Source organism: Polaribacter sp. BAL334 (assembly GCF_015767435.1).
Classification (GTDB): Bacteria; Bacteroidota; Bacteroidia; order Flavobacteriales; family Flavobacteriaceae; genus Polaribacter.
Map to the genome: position 1 here is coordinate 19,773 of NZ_JADWOV010000275.1, position 17,719 is coordinate 37,491.

The following is a 17,719-nucleotide window of genomic DNA, read 5'->3' on the forward strand; positions in this document are numbered from 1 at the left end:
TAAATTCCACCCCCGAAAAGCCTATAACAAAAATTTGTTATAGGTTTTTTAAAAGTTTAAATTGATATTTTTCTTAAAACTTTCAAAAATCTTTAATAATTTATATCGAACTCACGTTATTTTAGAACGCCCACTTCTTGATAATTTACAAATCTCTAAAGGCATGCTGTCTAAAATAAAATAGTCTTCAAATTCATTAAAATAAGATGCTAACTTTACACGAATTGTATTCATATGATTGGATAAATTTCTTTTTCTTCTATTGTAAACACTACGTTCTATTTTCATTTAAATTGATGTGGGAAGTTTTTTAAACAAATCATTTTCACTATCAATACCCATAAATTCTGGGGTTAATGTTAAGCTTATAAGCTCTAAATCACTCATCTTTGGCTTACGCCTTTGATAGCTTAATAATTGTTCTTTTGATATTTTTCTTAAAACTTCCAAAATTCTTTTGTAATTTGTTTTAAGTTGTTCATTGTAAATATTTCATGTCAAAACATCTTACTGATTATCAGTAAGATGAACAACTTTTTTAACTTAAATTATAATGCACAACGGGTTTCGTTAATAACTTTCTGAATAAACTGAAACCTAAAAGATGAATAATTTTGTAAAAAAACTGTATGCATTTGTTATATAAAAGGTAATGAAGTTATTATTTTTGATGTGTAACTAATTATAATAATTCCAATATGAATACAAAACATCGAAACCTTTTTCTAATGGTTTTAACAATACTAGGTATTTTTACAATTACTTCTTGTTCCTCAAGCGAAGAGGGAGGGAAAATAATAATTATTGAACAGTCAGTATGTAAAGACGGTGTTCAACTATTATTTGATGAAGGGTTTGAATCAGGTACCTTTGCTTTAAAAGGTGATGGAAATGACCCTGAAGTTGTTCAGCTACAAGGCGCACCAGAAGGTAACTTCGTAATGAAATCTCTATTATCTTCAGAAACAAACGACAAATTCAGAACAGAAGCATCGCTTAATGTAGATGAATTGTATTTTGAACCTGGTAAAGAGTATTGGGTTGGTTTAAGTACTAAAATAGGTGAAGACTTTCCGTTGTCGTCTTCTTTTGATGATCAAGGTATGTTATTCCAATGGCATTATAAAAGTTGGTTAAGACCAGAGGTACAAGATGCGCAACCATTAGTAGGACGTTACAAAAATGGTTTTGTCCGTTTGCATTGTGAAATGGTACCTGATAATTTAGCACTTGTGCCTGCTAGAATCGGAGAATGGGTGGATTGGGTGATTCATGTAAAATTTGATAACTCTGATGGTATTTTTCAAATATGGTGGAATGGTACTAAGGTAGCAGACTGGACAGGTGATAACCATATTGTAGAAATGATTGAAGGGGCTTATATGAAATTTGGTCTTTATTCGGCACAATATAAAGAAGGAGGGCCAGTTGGTCCTTTACCTCAAGGTCAAACTAGAACTGTATATCACGATCAAGTACGTATAGCTGGCAGTGATGGTTGTTATGATTTAGTAGCTCCTAAATAGTGTAAAAGCTATATATTGAAAGACTTTATTAAGGTTTCCATTTTTTTAAAAATTAATAGTTTTAAAAAAAATCATAGTTTAATTCTAAGGTTAGGCTATGATTTTTATATGTTTTATAAATTAACTTATTAATGTTCTCAAGAAAAATTCCTTTAGTATCATCAGCCCTACTCTTACTTCTTTTAGTTACATCTTGTAATAATAAAACAGAAGAGAAACCAAATATACTTTGGATAACCATAGAAGATACCTCGCCGCATTTTTTGGCGAATTATGGTAATAAAATAGAAACAACTCCTGTAATGGACCAACTTGGTAAAAAAGGTGTAATTTTTACAAATGCTTATGCAACAGGCGCTGTATGTTCATCAAGCCGAAGTACAATAATTACAGGTTGTTCTACAGAAGAATTAGGAACGGGTAACCATCGTAGTAATTACAAGACGCCAGACTTTATTAAAGGGTTTCCATACTACTTAAAAAAGGAGGGATATTACACCACTAATAATGATAAAACAGATTATAATCTAAAAGATGAAGAGGCTTTTATTGCTGAAGCTTGGAATGAAAATAGTAAAAAGGCGGGCTGGTGGAATAGAAAAGAAGGGCAACCCTTCTTTTCAGTATTTAACTATAATAGTTGCCACCAAAGTAGAACAATGACTTTTCCTTATGCATTATATGAAAATGAAATTTTAAATCGTTTACCTGAGTACTACCATATTGCTCCAGATAGTATAGAGATGCCTCCTTTTTATAGAGATTCCAAAGAAATGCGAAAGCAAGTTGCTCGTGTTTACAATGGGTTACGTAAAACAGATCTTGAGGTTCAGTTACTTATGGATAGGTTAGAACAGGAAGGTTTAAAAGAAAACACCATCATTTTTATATATGCAGATCATGGTCAAGGCATGCCTAGAGGTAAATGTACTTCCATTGGTTTTGGGCATCGTGTTCCTTTTTATGTTTGGTTTCCAAAGAAATATAAACATTTATCACCTTGGGGAGTTCAAGAAGTAACAGAAGAACTGATCTCTTTTGAAGATTTGGCACCTACAATTTTAAGCCTTACAGGAACTGAAATTCCTGAGCATATGAAAGGCAGGCCAATATTAGGTACAGAAAGAAAAGAGCCCGTATCCTATATATTTGGTTCACGCAATCGACTAGATGACACACCGGGTTTAGAGCGTACTGTTTTTGATGGAAGATTTGTGTATTCTCGCAATTTCTATCCGCATTTACCCATCCAACGTTATCAGAAATATGCAGATGTAAGCGCTATTGTTAAAACCATTCGAAAAGATGCGGCAGCAGGTTTACTAAATGACGTTCAGTTAGATTTGGTTAAACAACCAAGAGCTGTAGAATATTTATTTGATTTAAAAAATGACAAATGGGAGCTGACAAATCTTGCCGAAAACCCAGAATATAAATCAGATATACAACGCCTAAGAAAGGTAATGAAAGAACGTGCTATTCAAATAAAGGATATTCATTTTTTACCTGAAGAATTAATGCTAAAACGTTCAGAAAATTCAACTGCCTATGAAGCTAGGTTGCAAAATGAGAATTTACCTATTGAGGATATTCTTGAAGTCGCAGATATGGTAGGGCTAGAAACCAATCCTCAAGCGTTCTTACCCTATTTAAAAGACAAAAGAGAAGAAATACGTTATTGGGCAGCAGTAGGCCTAAACTTTATAGGAAAAACAAAAGGATTGGAAGAGTCTTTATCTCAATCATTAACAGATGCATCGCTTTATGTACAAGCTGAAATTGCAACGCTTTTATATAAAACACAAGGCAACAGTAAAGCCAAAGATGTGTTAAGTAAGCTTATTTCTGGCACTAATAAATATGTGGCACACCATACTATGCAACAGGTGTTATATATTCCAGAAATAGCTAGTGATTTTAAAGTAGATTTTCAACAGGTAAAAAATCGTTATGGACAGAAGCGCCTCCCTGGTTTCGACTACAACGTCCAGAATTCAGCAGAGATGTTTTTTTATTTATTTGATAACCAACCACTTTACTATTCATCTTATGAAAAATGGATAGATGATATGAATACAACAACAAAATCATGGTAATCCTTTAAGAACATATTTATGGGTATATCAAATAAAAATCAAATATTATTTTTTGTATTTATTGCAATATTTAATCATATAATTCAAGCGCAGCAAGATTGGAATAATGTAAATGTACTGCAAATAAATAGAGAACTGCCACACACTACTATGATGGTGTTTGATACCAAGGATGATGCAAAAAATAGCGCCTTTAAAAAGTCATCTAATTGTTTATTGCTAAATGGAAAATGGCATTTTAACTGGGCAACAAATCCAGAACAAAGACCAAAAGATTTCTACAAACCCTCTTTCGATATCTCAAAATGGGATGTAATTGATGTACCATCTAACTGGGAAATAAAGGGGTATGGAATACCAATCTACACCAATAACAAATATCCTTTTGACACCTCTAGCTTAAAAGCGCCAACAGAATGGAATCCCGTAGGCAGCTATCGCAGAAGTTTTAATTTACCTGAAAAATGGAAAGATAAAAACATCTATATTCATTTTGAAGGAGTGCAATCGGCAATGTACCTCTGGGTAAATGGTAAAAAAGTAGGATACAGTCAAGGAAGCAGAACACCAGCAGAATTTGATATCTCGCCTTATTTACAAAAAGGAGAAAACAATATTGCTGTAGAGGTATATCGTTGGAGTGATGGTTCTTATTTAGAAGACCAGGATTTTTGGCGTTTAAGTGGAATTTTTCGCGATGTGTATCTATGGGCAACACCTAAACAACACATCCGCGATTTTGTGGTTACCTCAAGTTTAGATGAAAATTATAAAGACGGAATTTTAAAAATTGAGGGTGAAGTAATTGCAAATACCTCAAAAAAGATGAGTGTCAATTATGAATTAATAGACAACGAAGGTAAGGTGTTATTCGAGGATGTTGTGAAGCTAACAACAAAAAAAGGGAGTGTAACCTTTGCCTCTAAAGAAAAAAAACTGGCAAGCATTAAACAATGGAGTGCAGAGCAACCCTACCTGTATAACTTAATAGTATCATTGTCAGATGAAAAAGGGCGTGTACTAGAATACATTCCTCAAAAAGTGGGTTTCAAAAAAGTAGAAATCAAAGAGGGCCGTCTTTTAGTGAACGGAAAAAAAATTATTTTAAAAGGCGTAAACCGTCACGAACATAATCCTGTTACTGGCCACTATGTTACCACAAAAGATATGGTCTATGATATTAAATTGATGAAACAAAATAATTTTAACGCTGTACGTACATCACATTACCCTAACGTACCAGAATGGTATCGTTTATGTGATACGTATGGTATTTATGTAATTGATGAAGGGAATATTGAAACCCACGGATTACGAAATGAAAAAGATAAGTACGGGCATCATCCTTTAACCAACTCATTAGATTGGGAAGAGGCTTTTTTAGAAAGGGTACGTCGAATGGTAATTAGAGATAGAAATCATCCATCTGTAATCATTTGGTCAATGGGTAACGAAAGTGGTGATGGTATTAATGTGAACAAATGTTACGATTGGGTTAAAAAAACAGATCCATCTCGTCCATTTATGTACGAGGGCACTTCAGGGGGAAATAATACTACCGAAATCTACGCCAAAATGTATAGTTCAGTTGAGCTTTGTAAAGATTTCATTAAAGAACAGAATCATCAACCTTTTATTTTGTGTGAATATGCCCATGCCATGGGTAATAGTACGGGAAACATGAAAGAATATTGGGATTTAATCTATGCTGATAATAACTTTCAAGGCGCTTTTGTTTGGGATTGGATGGATCAAGGCCTACAACAGGAAGTGCCTGAAGAGTATAAGGCAATATCGCAAAAGGATATTTTTTATGCCTACGGAGGCTGGTGGGAAGAGGCCAGAGGAGTTCACCACGACAGCAACTTTTGTATGAATGGTCTTTTGGCGTCCGATGGAACACCACACCCGGGGTTAAATACAATGAAATATTTCCATCAAAATATAAAAGTGCAACCGCTTGATATAGAAAAAAGATTGTTTCAGATTACAAATCGTTTTGACTTTACCAGTTTAGAAGACATGGTAGATGGGTTTTGGGAGCTTATAGAAAACGGCACAATAGTGGATCAAGGAAGATTATCCGATCTTACTATTAATGCTGGCGATAGTAAAAACATAAAACTCAATGTAAACTATGCGCTAAAAGATGAGAAGGAATATTTTATCAACTTTACGTTTAAACTAAAGCAGGATACCTTTTATGCTGAAAAAGGTTTTGAAATAGCCTGGGAGCAATTTAAAATTCAAAAAGCGCAACTCCAACAAGAAAAAAATTCAGTAGCGTCTAAGCCAATAGATATAAGACATGAAGGTCGTAAGCTGCATGTTATGGGTAAAGATTTTACATTGCTATTTGATAAGATGGATGGTATTCTTGAAAAATATTACTACCAAAATAATATAATTGTAAAACAAGGACCACGTCCTGATTTTTGGAGGGCGAACACCGATAACGATCGTGGCGCAAATAAAAAAAAGAAAGAAGGAAAAAGTGCCTCAATTGATATCTGGCAACAAGCAGGAAAAACATGGGTAATCGATTCTTTTGAGATACAAGAAGACAATGAGGGGATTACACTTTTAGCAAGCGGATATTTACCTTTGGTAGACGCTTTATACCAACAGCAATACAAAATATCTGGTGATGGTGTCATTACAATTACTTGTACTTACAAAGCCGGAAATAAAGAATTACCTATGTTGCCACGTGCAGGTACATCTATGATATTAAATGCTACTTACCATAATCTTTCTTGGTATGGACATGGAGAAAAACCGACCTACAAAGACAGGCAGATAGAAAAAGTTGGAATATATCATTCTACCGTGGATAAGGAATGGGTAGAATATTCGCGCCCACAAGAAAATGGCTATAAAGCAGATACCCGCTGGGTAAGTTTTACGAATGATAAAGGTGCAGGTATCCTTATTAAGGGACAACCTTGGTTTGGTTTTGGGGCATCTCATTATACCAAAACAAATATTCAGGAAAGCGATTATTCTTTTGAGTTGGTTAAGCATCCTGATGTTTTTTTAAATATCGACAAGGAACAAATGGGGGTGGGAGGCACCAACAGCTGGAATAAGAATGCATATCCACTGGAGCCTTACAGGATTAGCAATACCGATTATTCTTTTTCTTTTACAATGAGTCCTCTTAATTAAAATATAAAGCTGGTTAGCGCAAAGAAGAGGTGTTAATAGGTGTTTTTAGCAAATTCAGAAAATACCATAGAAAACGAAGTATCAAATATGATAGCTACAATAAAAAGGAAAATAACAATCACCTTGGTGTTCATTTTAATGGCCACTTACGCTGCAATGATAGAGATTGTGGATGGCGGAGTTGGTGAAATTGTAGCGGAGCTGAAACGCCAGAAGCAATTTAAAAATACGTTGTTTCTATTTCTTAGTGATAATGGCGCTACAGCAGAGGGTGGTTTTATAAGCCAGTTAGCAGCAGACTTGAGCAATGCACCTTATATCAATTACAAGAAACATACCCATTTAGGAGGTGTGTCTTCACCGCTCATACTGAATTGGCAAGGAGGGAATTTTGAAAATAAACCTGAATTACTAACTCATCCTGTTCACATTATCGATTTGCTGCCAACGATTTTGGATGCTTTGGATATAGAATTCCCTGATACTTTTCTCAGGAAACAATCATTGAAGCCGCATGGGGTGAGTTTGATGCCGCTTCTTTATGGTAGAGGAATTAAAGCACGCCCCTTGTTTTGGGAACACGAGGGAAACCGTGCTGTTCGTATCGATAATTGGAGGCTTGTGGGCGATGGAATCAATGGTGAATGGGAACTTTATGATGTTTCTACTGATCCCTTTGAACAGAGCGATTTGGCCTCAAATGAACCAGACCGTGAACGAAATATGGCGAAGATATTCGACCAATGGACAAATAAAATGCAAGCGAAACCGCTTCATCATGAAGGATGGAAAGCACGCATCAAAAAGTATAAGAAGATTAATCCAGAGCAATCTGGAGACCACATAAGAGAATAATTTTCTACAGTACTTATCAAATAGATTAAAAATGAAAAAAAGAATTTTAGGCGTTTTAGTCGCTGTTATCTTTTTTAACGGATGCCACAGTCCAAAAAACGAATCCAAGGGATTTCTAAAGGCAGGAGAAATTATGCCACAAGGTTGGATGAAGGAACAGATGCGCCGAGATCTGGCAGAGGGCTATCTTGCTCAATACGATAAGGTAAATCATACGGTAACATATGATCTTTTTGTTCATCAGAATCGACTGTCTGATAAAAACTATCAAGGACTTCGTTGCTGGTGGAGTGGGGAACATGAAGGGTACTGGAAAGACGGTGTACTTAGGATGGCGTTTCTCAGCGGGAATGAGGAGTTGAAAACAAAGGCTGTCAAATGGTTAGATGCTATTGTAGCTAACCAAGGACCGGATGGATATATTGGTATTTATACAGCCGGTAACAAACCGGGGTCACGGTTTCAGCACGAGGGTGAAAATGGAGAGTTATGGGTGCAGAGCCGTATTTTTCAAGCGCTGATTGCAGGTTATGAATTTACAGGTAACGAAACCTATTTGAATGCGCTCGTTAAAGCCGTTGAATGCACGATAAAGAATACCCCCCGGAACTATTTTGATCCAAAGAAAAAAGCTTCTGGTGGCGTATCGCATGCCGTTGGCTTTTTCGATACGCTATGGTATTTAAATGTCCGGACGGGAAACAGCAAGTATGCCGATTATGCGCTAATGTTGTATGAGGATTTTAATGCCGCCCCTGTGCGCGATTACGATTTGCAGACAAAAAAATTGTTAAGTAAAGAAGGGTTTCAGAGGCATGGGGCTCATATTGCCGAAGGCTTCTTCATTCCAGCCTATATTGCAGCGATTACTAAGGATTCAATATATGACCGTGCCGCCGACCGTGCCATGGAAAAAATGAAATATCACCTCACTCCGAGTGGAGCAATGGTGTGTGCGGAAAATGTGAAGGGAAACCCAGGTTCTGGTGATGCGGGATATGAATACTGCGGAATCGCGGAGATGGTGCAGGCTTTGACCAAAATTGTAGCGATTAATGGTAATGCGGAAGCTGCCGAAATGGTCGAGTCAATGACGTTTAATGCCGGACAAGGTGCTCGATTTCCTGTACTTACTGCGCTTTCTTATGTTACGCACGATAACCTGATTGAGGCGCTTCCTTACACGAAAGATCAAAGACATGCCTTTGCCGCCTTTCATATGGCAGCTGCCTGTTGTACGCTAAACGGCGGTCGTTTGCTTCCATATTATATCGAAGGGATGTGGACTCGGCAATCAGACGGACTAACTGCGCATTTGTACGGTCCATCTACTGTGAATACTACTTTGGACGGAGTGGATTTGCATATCAGCGAAAAGACGAACTATCCGTTCGAGGATACCATTGAGTTTTCGATCGATCCCGCACAACCGTTGCAGATGAAGCTGTGTTTCCGTATTCCTGCGGATGCAGCGGATGTTAAGGTGGAGGGTATTGATGGTGTTACCAGAAATGATGGATATATCGTGATTGATCGTACTTGGAAAAAGGGCGACCGCGTTACATTGTTGTTTGATTTCCCCGTTAAAAAGCTACAGGAGGTAGCCGGTTCTAAACAAAACTATCTGAAACGTGGTCCCTTGGTCTATGCCCTGCCTATAGCCTATGAAAAGAAAATTTCGGAACACACTTACGAACCACCAAAAAATAAAAAAGGCAAAGCAAACCTAAATGTGATTAATCCAGATAGTGGTTTTCATGTGTACGACATTACAGCTACGGATCGAACTGGATGGGATTATGTGATGCCTCTAAACCCTGCTTTCAAATCGGTTCAGGCAGGTGGTGATCCATTGCATCCCTTTACCAACACACCGATTAAGTTGAAAGGAACACTGCTTGACTCAAATGGCAAGTCTATTGGCGCTACGCTTATCCCAATCGGTTGCACGGTGCTGCGTAGAACCACATTCCCTGAAGCAGTAAAGGGAGAATTATAAAACAATATGATACTTCAATGAAGTATGATACAAGAACACTTTAAAGTTCTTAATTTAAAAAATGATGAGAAAATGTCCAACAAAAAAAACAGTACTCTTAATATATAGTACCATTATATTAGGTGTAAATATGGCCATTGCTCAACGCTGGGAGCAGGCACAAGAAATTGTGGATGCCATTAAAGAACCAGAGTTTCCTAATCGTACTCTTAATGTCCTGGAGTTGGGCGCTAAAGGAGACGGAAAGCACAATGATTTACCTGCCATACAAAGTGCCATTAATATCTGCAATCATGCTGGAGGTGGACGAGTTGTTGTCCCTAAAGGACAATATTGGCTAGAAGGTCCCATCCATTTTAAAAGTAACGTAAACCTATATTTAGAAAAAGGAAGCGTAATTCGTTTCAGTGCAGTACCCACCGATTTTTTACCAGTTGTATTTTCGCGATGGGAAGGGACAGAACTTTTGGGTTACTCTCCTTTTATTTATGCAAACAACTGCACAAATATCGCTATAACCGGTTTTGGTACCATTGATGGCAATGCCAAGGATACTTTTGCAACTTGGTTAGAAAAACAAAAACCAGATCAGAATACATTGCGAGATATGGGCGATGAGGGAATTCCACTAGAACAAAGGGTTTTTGGGGAAGGGCATTGGTTACGACCTTCGTTTATACAATTTATCAATTGTCATAGGGTAAAAATGGAAGGGGTAAAAGTGATAGAATCACCATTTTGGATAATACATCCTGTATATTCTTCTAATATTATTATACGAAACTTACATATTAAAAGTTTTAGACTTAATAATGATGGTATTGATTTGGATTCTTGTAAAAATGTACTCATAGAAGGTTGCACATTTAGTACAGGAGATGATGCAGTTGTAATTAAATCTGGTCGCGATTATGAAGGAAGAAAACTGGCGCGCCCATCAGAGAATATTGTTATTCGTAATAATACCTGTTTAGAAGTGCATAATGGCTTTGCTATAGGTAGTGAAATGTCTGGCTCGGTTCGCAATGTATTTATCGAAAACAACACCATCAAAAGCGGTCGAAGCCTTATTTATTTTAAATCGAACTTAGATCGTGGTGGTACTATAGAAAATGTATATGTAAGGAATATTAATGTTGAGAAGGCAACAAAGAACTTAATCTATTTTCAGACCGATTATCATAGTTTCCGAGGTGGACATTTTCCACCACTCTTTCGAAATTTTCATATCGAGAATATTACGTGCAAAGAAGCTGGCTATGGAATTCGTGTTCAAGGGCATTCAGAATCGCCAATCACAGATGTACACATTAAAAATGTGACCATAAAAAAAGCACAAGTTCCTACTAAGATTTTTGAACACGATCAGGTGTTGCTAAAAAACGTGATGATCAATAGAAAAAATTATTCTACTAAAAAGTAAAATACAATCAATACGCGCCAACAATAATTTTTAAAAGTATATATTAAATCCATTGGTCTTTCATAGGTGAAATCTAATCTGTAATAGTACCAATACAGCCAGTGGTAAAATGGTTTGTTTTAAATGTATGAATTTCAAAAAAAAACGGACAATTTTTTCTATTTTTTTTAAAAAAATCAACTTTCTTGTAAAAAATATCTAAGTGAGCTTTCTTAATATAAGAATTGCTTATGAAAAGCACTTGATGTAAATAATATAGCGATGAATAGTACTAGTTTAAAAAATATATCAGTAATTATTTTTTTCGTTTTATTGGGTGTAAGGATTTCAGCCCAGGAATCAATAGACCTTAATAAAAATAATAAGATTGATGTCTACGAAGACAAAAGTAAATCAATCGATGAAAGAATTCAAGACGCTCTCGAACGGATGACGCTAGAAGAGAAAGTAAAAATGCTTACTCGAAATAATTCAAATTGGGTGTATTCAGGATGTGAAAGATTAGGAATCCCAACATTTACTTGTCATGATGGTCCTCATGGTGTTCGTGATAACAATAGAGCAACTGCTTTTCCTACAACTGTCGCAAGAGGAGCTGCTTTTGATCGCGATTTAAGTTATCGTATGGGAGTAGCAGAAGGAAAAGAGTTTAGGGCGTTAGGTTGGAATATGCGTTTGGGTAATAGTTTGGATGTGAATAGGCATCCCTATTATGGCAGGGCATCAGAGTCTGCAGGAGAAGATCCTTATTTGTGTGCTGAAATTGGATTGGCTAATGTGTTGGGTACACAAAGTACTGGATGCATTGCAAACCTAAAGCATTTTGTGCTTAATACAAGAGAGAATAAAGCTATACGTAAAAACAATCAAGCCACAGTAGATGAACGAAGCTTAATTGAATTTTACGCATATCCTTTTAAGGAAGCTATACAAAGAGGTAATGCATGGTCTGTAATGACTGCTCATAGCCGTGTGAACGGGCTTCACTGTACAGATAATCCTTATGTGTTAGATACTATATTAAGAGCCTACTTTGGGTATCGGTATTTTGTTTTAAATGATTGGTCTTCTGTAAGTGACGTTATTACTCAGAACGAAGGTACAATTGCTGATAGTTTTAATGCTGGGCACGACTTAGAAACCAACACCGCTCATTACAAAGAGGGTTTGCTAGATGAAATAAAAGCAGGAAATGTTTCAGTAGAAAGATTAAATGAAGCCGTAGGAAGAGTGCTAAGAGTAATCTTGTTATCTGGACTTATGGATGGACAGGATAAAGCAGATCCCAACGATCGTTCTAGTGAAGAAAGTACTAGTATTGCCCTAGAAGGAGCTCGAAAAGCAATGGTTTTATTAAAAAATACCAACCAGATTTTACCCTTAAAAAAAAGCGGTTCAGTTGCTATCATCGGACCCAATGCCGCCATACTACCTTATGACTCAAAAAGCAGTAGCCGTGTACGACCTTTATACACCATTCCTCCTCTTCAGGCCATAAGCGAAATAGCTCCTAAGGTTTCTCTTCGTTATGCAAAAGGATGTGATATTAATACTGATGATAAATCAGGGTTTAAAGATGCTTTGGCTGCTGCAAAAAATGCTGATTATGTCGTTTTTGTTGGCGGCTTAGATATGTATCAAGAAGGGGAAGGACGCGATAGACAATCTGGCTCTGTACAATTGCCTAAGGTGCAGCAAGAGCTTATTCGAGAATTGTCCAAGGTGAATAAGAAAATTGTTTTAGTTGTAATTAGTAGCGGAATTTGTGCTTTAAAAAATTCCATAGACGATGTTGATGGGATACTCTACCAATTTTATGCGGGGCAAGAAGGAGGTCGTGCCATAGCTGAAACCTTATTTGGCGATTACAACCCAGGAGGAAAGTTGCCTGTAAGTATGCCAGTTGATGATGCTCAGTTACCACCTTTTACGGATGACCATCACAACCATATTGTAAAAGTAGGGTATCGCTGGTATGACCATAAAAAGATACAACCCCAATATGCTTTTGGTTATGGATTAAGTTATACCTCATTTCGTTATTCAAACCTTCAGCTGAATAGTTATAAAACAACAGCGGATAAAGAAATTACAGTATCAGTAGAGGTTACAAATACAGGAGAAATAGCAGGTGATGAGGTTGTACAGCTTTATGTACAAGATGAAGAAGCAAGTGTTCTAATGCCTGTAAAGCAATTAAAAGGTTTTGAAAGAATAACCCTAGAACCCGGAGAAACAAAAAAAGTGCAATTTAGCTTAGGTGCTCAAGATTTAAGTTTTTGGGATGAGAAAGACAAACGATTTTTAGTCGAGGCTGGGACTTTTAAAATTTTAGTTGGTGGTGCCTCAGACCAGTTACCACTTAAAGCAAGCCTAACAATAAAAGAAAACTATGGAGTACCAATACCAGAGCCAATGGAAGAAGTAATTTTACCTTCAAAAGAGGCTAAAATGAAAGAAATTAAGAAAAATAAAGAGTCGCTTTTAAGAATTCAAGCCGAAAACTTTGATGAGTCGGCTACTACTATGAAATTGATTCCGGCAAAAGATACCGGAGAAGGTAACTCTGTGGTTGTAAAAAATGGCGATTGGATACGATTTAAAAATATTAATTTAGGTAGTTGGCTAAATTTTGTTGAAATCCGTTATGCTTCTATCATTTCATTAAGCCATTTAGAGTTAAGGCTAGATGCACCTGATGGTTTGCTATTTGGAAAATTTACTTTCGATCGTACAGGAAGTTTACAGGTGTACCAAACCGCCAATATAGGTACTAGTGATTATGGTATTTCGGGTATTCATGATGTTTACATTGTTTTTAAAGCCAGACCTGGACAAGAAGAGGAGACCGTTTGTCATTTTAACTGGTGGGAGATTGAAGGCCAAAAATAAAAATTAACTAATTTATAATCTATGACATTTACTAATAAAATTTTAACACTCTTAGTTGTATTCTTAACAAGCTTTTTGCACATAAATAGTCAAGAAGTTAACAATCAAAATACATCAACAGCCTATTCAGTGGGTAAAGGGAAGTTTGAAGGAGAAATTTTAAAATTCCCTGCAGATATTGATAGTACTCTAAATAGAATGCAGTCAAATTATGTGGTTTGGAAACCTTCTATTATTGGTGAAGGGGATAAATTGCCTTTACTCATTTATTTGCATGGAGGAGGAAAAGTGAAAAAAACGGTTGAGAAATTAAAAGGAGGTATACATCCCGTAAAATACTGGCAAGAACAAACAACAGAACTACCATTTATTATTGCTGCTCCACATGCTCAGGGGCCTTGGGATATTAATGATTTAGAACAATTTTTTAAACATATAATTAAAACTCAACCTGTAGACCTTTCTAGAGTGTACTTATGTGGATACAGTATGGGAGGTGCAGGAACATGGAATTGGGCGCAGGCTCACCCTGAACATTTTGCAGCAATTGTTGTAATGTCAGGAGGTTTAGGGGCTGGCGGACCAAAAAAAATAACACAAGATATTAAAAAGTGGCAGCATAATTTAAAAGATATGCCTACGTGGATTATACACGGTGCAGAAGACACTACAGTCCCAGCAGAAAGGTCTATATTAATGCATAAAGGATTGGTTAGAGAAGGAAATGTAAATGTAAAATTATCCATCCTTCCCGATAAAGCGCACGCAATTACAGAGTATTTTAAACAGATGCCTGAGATTTATCCTTGGCTCTTAAGTTTTAAAAATGGAAATTAATTTGAGCAAAATGAACATATCATTCTCAATAAATAAAGAATAATGAACAATAAATCCATTTTCAAAAAAGCGATAAGCCTTACCGTTATTTTATTCTTATTGATAGTAAAACTTTCAGCTCAAACTGCAGAAAGAATATACCTAAGCGGAAAAGAACCATCAGATGCTGTAGAATGGGATTTTTACTGTTCAGAGGGAAGAAAAAGTGGCGTATGGACAAAAATTCCAGTCCCTTCTAATTGGGAGCAACACGGTTTTGGAGGTTACGATTATGGGCATATATTGCCAAATAATAAAAATGATGAATACGGGATTTATAAAACCAATTTCTTTGTTCCTAAAGAATGGGAAAATAAATACGTACGTTTGGTTTTTGAAGGCGCTATGACAGAAACTTCAGTCAAGTTAAATGGTGTTTCTCTAGGTGCGCCTAATCAAGGTGGATACCTCCCTTTTCGGTTTCCTTTAAACTCATACAATACCTATCTTAAAAAAGAACTTAAATACAACGAGCAAAATCAACTGGAAATAAAAGTACTCAAACGGCCTTCCAATACAAGTCTTGATATCGCTGAAAGAAAAGCTGATTATTGGGTTTTTGGAGGAATTTATAGACCTGTGTATATAGAGGTTTTGCCTAAAATATTTATTAATCGTTTGGCCATTGATGCAAAAGCAGATGGGCGTATTCAGCTCGATGTTTTTCCACAAGCGCATAGAGAAACTAAGTTTAAAGGGCTTGCAAAAAAAAATATCGATTTAGTAGAAGCTCAGGTGTTTAATCACTTTGGAGAAGCAGTTGGAGAACCTTTCTCTGAAAGGATTGACGGTGCTGCGGGTAGGGTAAGGCTGAGTGCAAAATTAAAAGGTATAAAGCCTTGGTCTACAGAGTCTCCTCATCGTTATAGCATACGTGTATATTTAAAAAATGACGGGGAAATTATTTCAGAAAAAACAGAGACTTTTGGATTTCGAACTTTTGAAGTAATAAAGGGGGATGGCTTTTATCTTAATGGGAAAAAGTTAATCATAAAAGGGATGAATCGCAATGGAATGGATTCGCAAACTGCAAGAGCACTTGACTCCGCTAAGGTATGGGACGATGCTCGAATGATTAAGGAAATGAACGTAAACTTAGTACGCTCTCATCTTCCTCCAACAACAGCTTTTATGGAAGCATGCGACAGCCTTGGCTTGTTGGTAATAACAGAGTTGGTAAATTGGCAAAGACCTTATGTAGATTCCCCTATTGCTCACATTCAGGTACACGAAATGGTGGTTAAATACCAAAATCATCCGTCTGTTGTTCTATGGGCTAATGGAAATGAAGGAGGATTTAATCCAGAGGTAGATGAGTTGTATCACCTATATGATTTACAAGATCGTACGGTTATTCATCCTTGGGCTACCTTCGAAGGTATCGATACGAAACATTATCCTGAGTACAATCAGATGCAGGCAAAAGTACCAGGTGAAATGATATACCTACCTACAGAGCTTTTGCACGGTTTGTATGATGGTGGACACGGAGCAGGCTTAAATGATTATTGGAAACTAATGATGGATGTACCCACTTTTGCTGGTGGGGTTTTATGGTGTTGGGTAGATGCTGCTATTGCACGTACTGATAAGAACGGGATGCTAGATACAGCTGGGAATTACTCAGCAGATGGTATTGTGGGTCCTAATGGAGAGAAAGAAGCCAGTTACTTTACCGTGCGAGAAATTTGGTCGCCCGTTCAGATTAAAAAGGACGAAATAGAAAATGATTTTAATGGAGTCTTACCCGTAAGTAATCAGTATGTGTTTACCAATCTAAACGAATGCACTTTCAAGTGGAAGCTCATCAATTATAAAATAAATCAAAAAGATAAAAGCATTGAAGAAATAGTAACCTATAAAAATGCTGTAGTTGGGCCGGATGTAATGCCGGAAAAAACAGGAAAACTTGCACTTAAGCTTCCTGAAAATTGGAAAAACAGTGATGCTTTATTGGTAAAGGCTATTGACAAATATGGTATGGAAGTTATGGAGTGGGTATGGCCAATAAAACTCAATCAGAGAATCTCTAAACCTACAAAAGTAAAGAACCTAAGGCTGTTAGAGGGCAACATAATAAAATTGGGTAAAACTAGCTGGGTATTTGATGAAAACACAGGGCATTTAAAAGGATGCCTAAGTAATGGAAAGGATACAGGTTTGGGAAATGGACCTTTACTTTATGCAGCTAATAAAGAAGGGGAAGTCATTGTAGAACAGAACTGGCAGGTTACTTTTATTGAAAACAAGCAAGAAATTATAGTACAATCTACTAATAAAGTTGATGGTTCTAGTTTCAAATGGGTATTCAATACAAATGGAAATGTAAGTCTGCATTATGCATTTACACCATTTAAAGACGCTTTAACCTATTGTGCCGTAGGTTTTGAGTTGCCTGAAAAAGCAGTACTAGCAAAACAATGGATGGGAAATGGTCCTCATCGTGTATGGGGCAATCGTATGAATGGTCCTCAATTTGGAGTATGGCAAAATAGCTATAACAATACCATACCTGGCCATACTTGGGAATATCCGGCATTTAAAGGTGTGTTTTCCGATGTAAATTGGATGAAACTATTTTTAAATGAAGACATTCAGTTAAATATAGAGTTTTCAGAGAAAGCAAATATAGGTGTGTTAGTTCCTGATAACCTTAAAAATCCTACTGATTCAAAAAAAGATCCGAATAATGTAGGTGCCAAAAAGCTAACGTGGGATTATCCTTCAGCTGATGGAATTTACATATTTCATAAAATTCCCGCTATAGGTACAAAATTTAAGCTATCGGAACAACTAGGGCCAGAAAGCCAGCCGAAAATGGTTGATAAAATTGAAGGAGTGCTTAAATTTCATATCAAACATAATCAATAATAGTAGTCAGAAT

General features: G+C 36.5%; 9 protein-coding genes and 1 pseudogene. 9 read left to right on the plus strand and 1 reads right to left on the minus strand.

Going from position 1 to position 17,719, the window contains the following annotated elements:
* Window positions 1-117: 117 nt before the first annotated feature.
* Window positions 118-482, minus strand: a pseudogene (locus IU405_RS15685) (IS982 family transposase); the annotation flags it as partial.
* A 216-nt stretch (window positions 483-698) separates the two neighbouring features.
* On the opposite strand from IU405_RS15685, the gene IU405_RS07725 reads away from it, so the two are divergent.
* From IU405_RS07725 to IU405_RS07765, 9 genes are all read left to right on the plus strand, one after another.
* Entirely contained in the window at window positions 699-1,526 is an 828-nt protein-coding gene (locus IU405_RS07725) for a heparin lyase I family protein (RefSeq protein WP_197438039.1), read from the plus strand.
* 131 nt (window positions 1,527-1,657) lie between these two features.
* Window positions 1,658-3,622 (plus strand): sulfatase, encoded by a 1,965-nt coding sequence (locus IU405_RS07730; RefSeq protein ID WP_197438040.1) that lies wholly within the window; start codon window positions 1,658-1,660, stop codon window positions 3,620-3,622.
* An 18-nt stretch (window positions 3,623-3,640) separates the two neighbouring features.
* Window positions 3,641-6,790: a glycoside hydrolase family 2 TIM barrel-domain containing protein gene (locus IU405_RS07735; RefSeq protein ID WP_197438041.1), complete on the plus strand. Its 3,150-nt coding sequence runs from the start codon at window positions 3,641-3,643 to the stop codon at window positions 6,788-6,790.
* A 39-nt stretch (window positions 6,791-6,829) separates the two neighbouring features.
* Window positions 6,830-7,645 (plus strand): sulfatase-like hydrolase/transferase, encoded by an 816-nt coding sequence (locus IU405_RS07740; protein WP_197438042.1) that lies wholly within the window; start codon window positions 6,830-6,832, stop codon window positions 7,643-7,645.
* A gap of 31 nt (window positions 7,646-7,676) precedes the next feature.
* Window positions 7,677-9,644 carry a beta-L-arabinofuranosidase domain-containing protein gene (locus IU405_RS07745; RefSeq protein ID WP_197438043.1) on the plus strand — a complete coding sequence of 656 codons (1,968 nt, stop codon included), beginning with the start codon at window positions 7,677-7,679 and terminating at the stop codon, window positions 9,642-9,644.
* 64 nt (window positions 9,645-9,708) lie between these two features.
* Window positions 9,709-11,067: a glycoside hydrolase family 28 protein gene (locus IU405_RS07750; RefSeq protein ID WP_197438044.1), complete on the plus strand. Its 1,359-nt coding sequence runs from the start codon at window positions 9,709-9,711 to the stop codon at window positions 11,065-11,067.
* 261 nt (window positions 11,068-11,328) lie between these two features.
* A complete protein-coding gene (locus IU405_RS07755; RefSeq protein ID WP_197438045.1) occupies window positions 11,329-13,959 on the plus strand; it encodes a glycoside hydrolase family 3 protein in 2,631 nt (876 codons plus the stop codon).
* A gap of 75 nt (window positions 13,960-14,034) precedes the next feature.
* Entirely contained in the window at window positions 14,035-14,796 is a 762-nt protein-coding gene (locus IU405_RS07760) for an alpha/beta fold hydrolase (RefSeq protein ID WP_197438046.1), read from the plus strand.
* A gap of 42 nt (window positions 14,797-14,838) precedes the next feature.
* Window positions 14,839-17,706 carry a glycoside hydrolase family 2 TIM barrel-domain containing protein gene (locus tag IU405_RS07765; protein ID WP_197438047.1) on the plus strand — a complete coding sequence of 956 codons (2,868 nt, stop codon included), beginning with the start codon at window positions 14,839-14,841 and terminating at the stop codon, window positions 17,704-17,706.
* Window positions 17,707-17,719: the final 13 nt, after the last annotated feature.

Coding starts and splice junctions, on each gene's coding strand:
- IU405_RS07725 (WP_197438039.1), top strand. CDS start 699: ATGAATACAAAACATCGAAACCTTTTTCTAATGGTTTTAACAATACTA.
- IU405_RS07730 (WP_197438040.1), top strand. CDS start 1,658: ATGTTCTCAAGAAAAATTCCTTTAGTATCATCAGCCCTACTCTTACTT.
- IU405_RS07735 (WP_197438041.1), top strand. CDS start 3,641: ATGGGTATATCAAATAAAAATCAAATATTATTTTTTGTATTTATTGCA.
- IU405_RS07745 (WP_197438043.1), top strand. CDS start 7,677: ATGAAAAAAAGAATTTTAGGCGTTTTAGTCGCTGTTATCTTTTTTAAC.
- IU405_RS07750 (WP_197438044.1), top strand. CDS start 9,709: ATGAGAAAATGTCCAACAAAAAAAACAGTACTCTTAATATATAGTACC.
- IU405_RS07755 (WP_197438045.1), top strand. CDS start 11,329: ATGAATAGTACTAGTTTAAAAAATATATCAGTAATTATTTTTTTCGTT.
- IU405_RS07765 (WP_197438047.1), top strand. CDS start 14,839: ATGAACAATAAATCCATTTTCAAAAAAGCGATAAGCCTTACCGTTATT.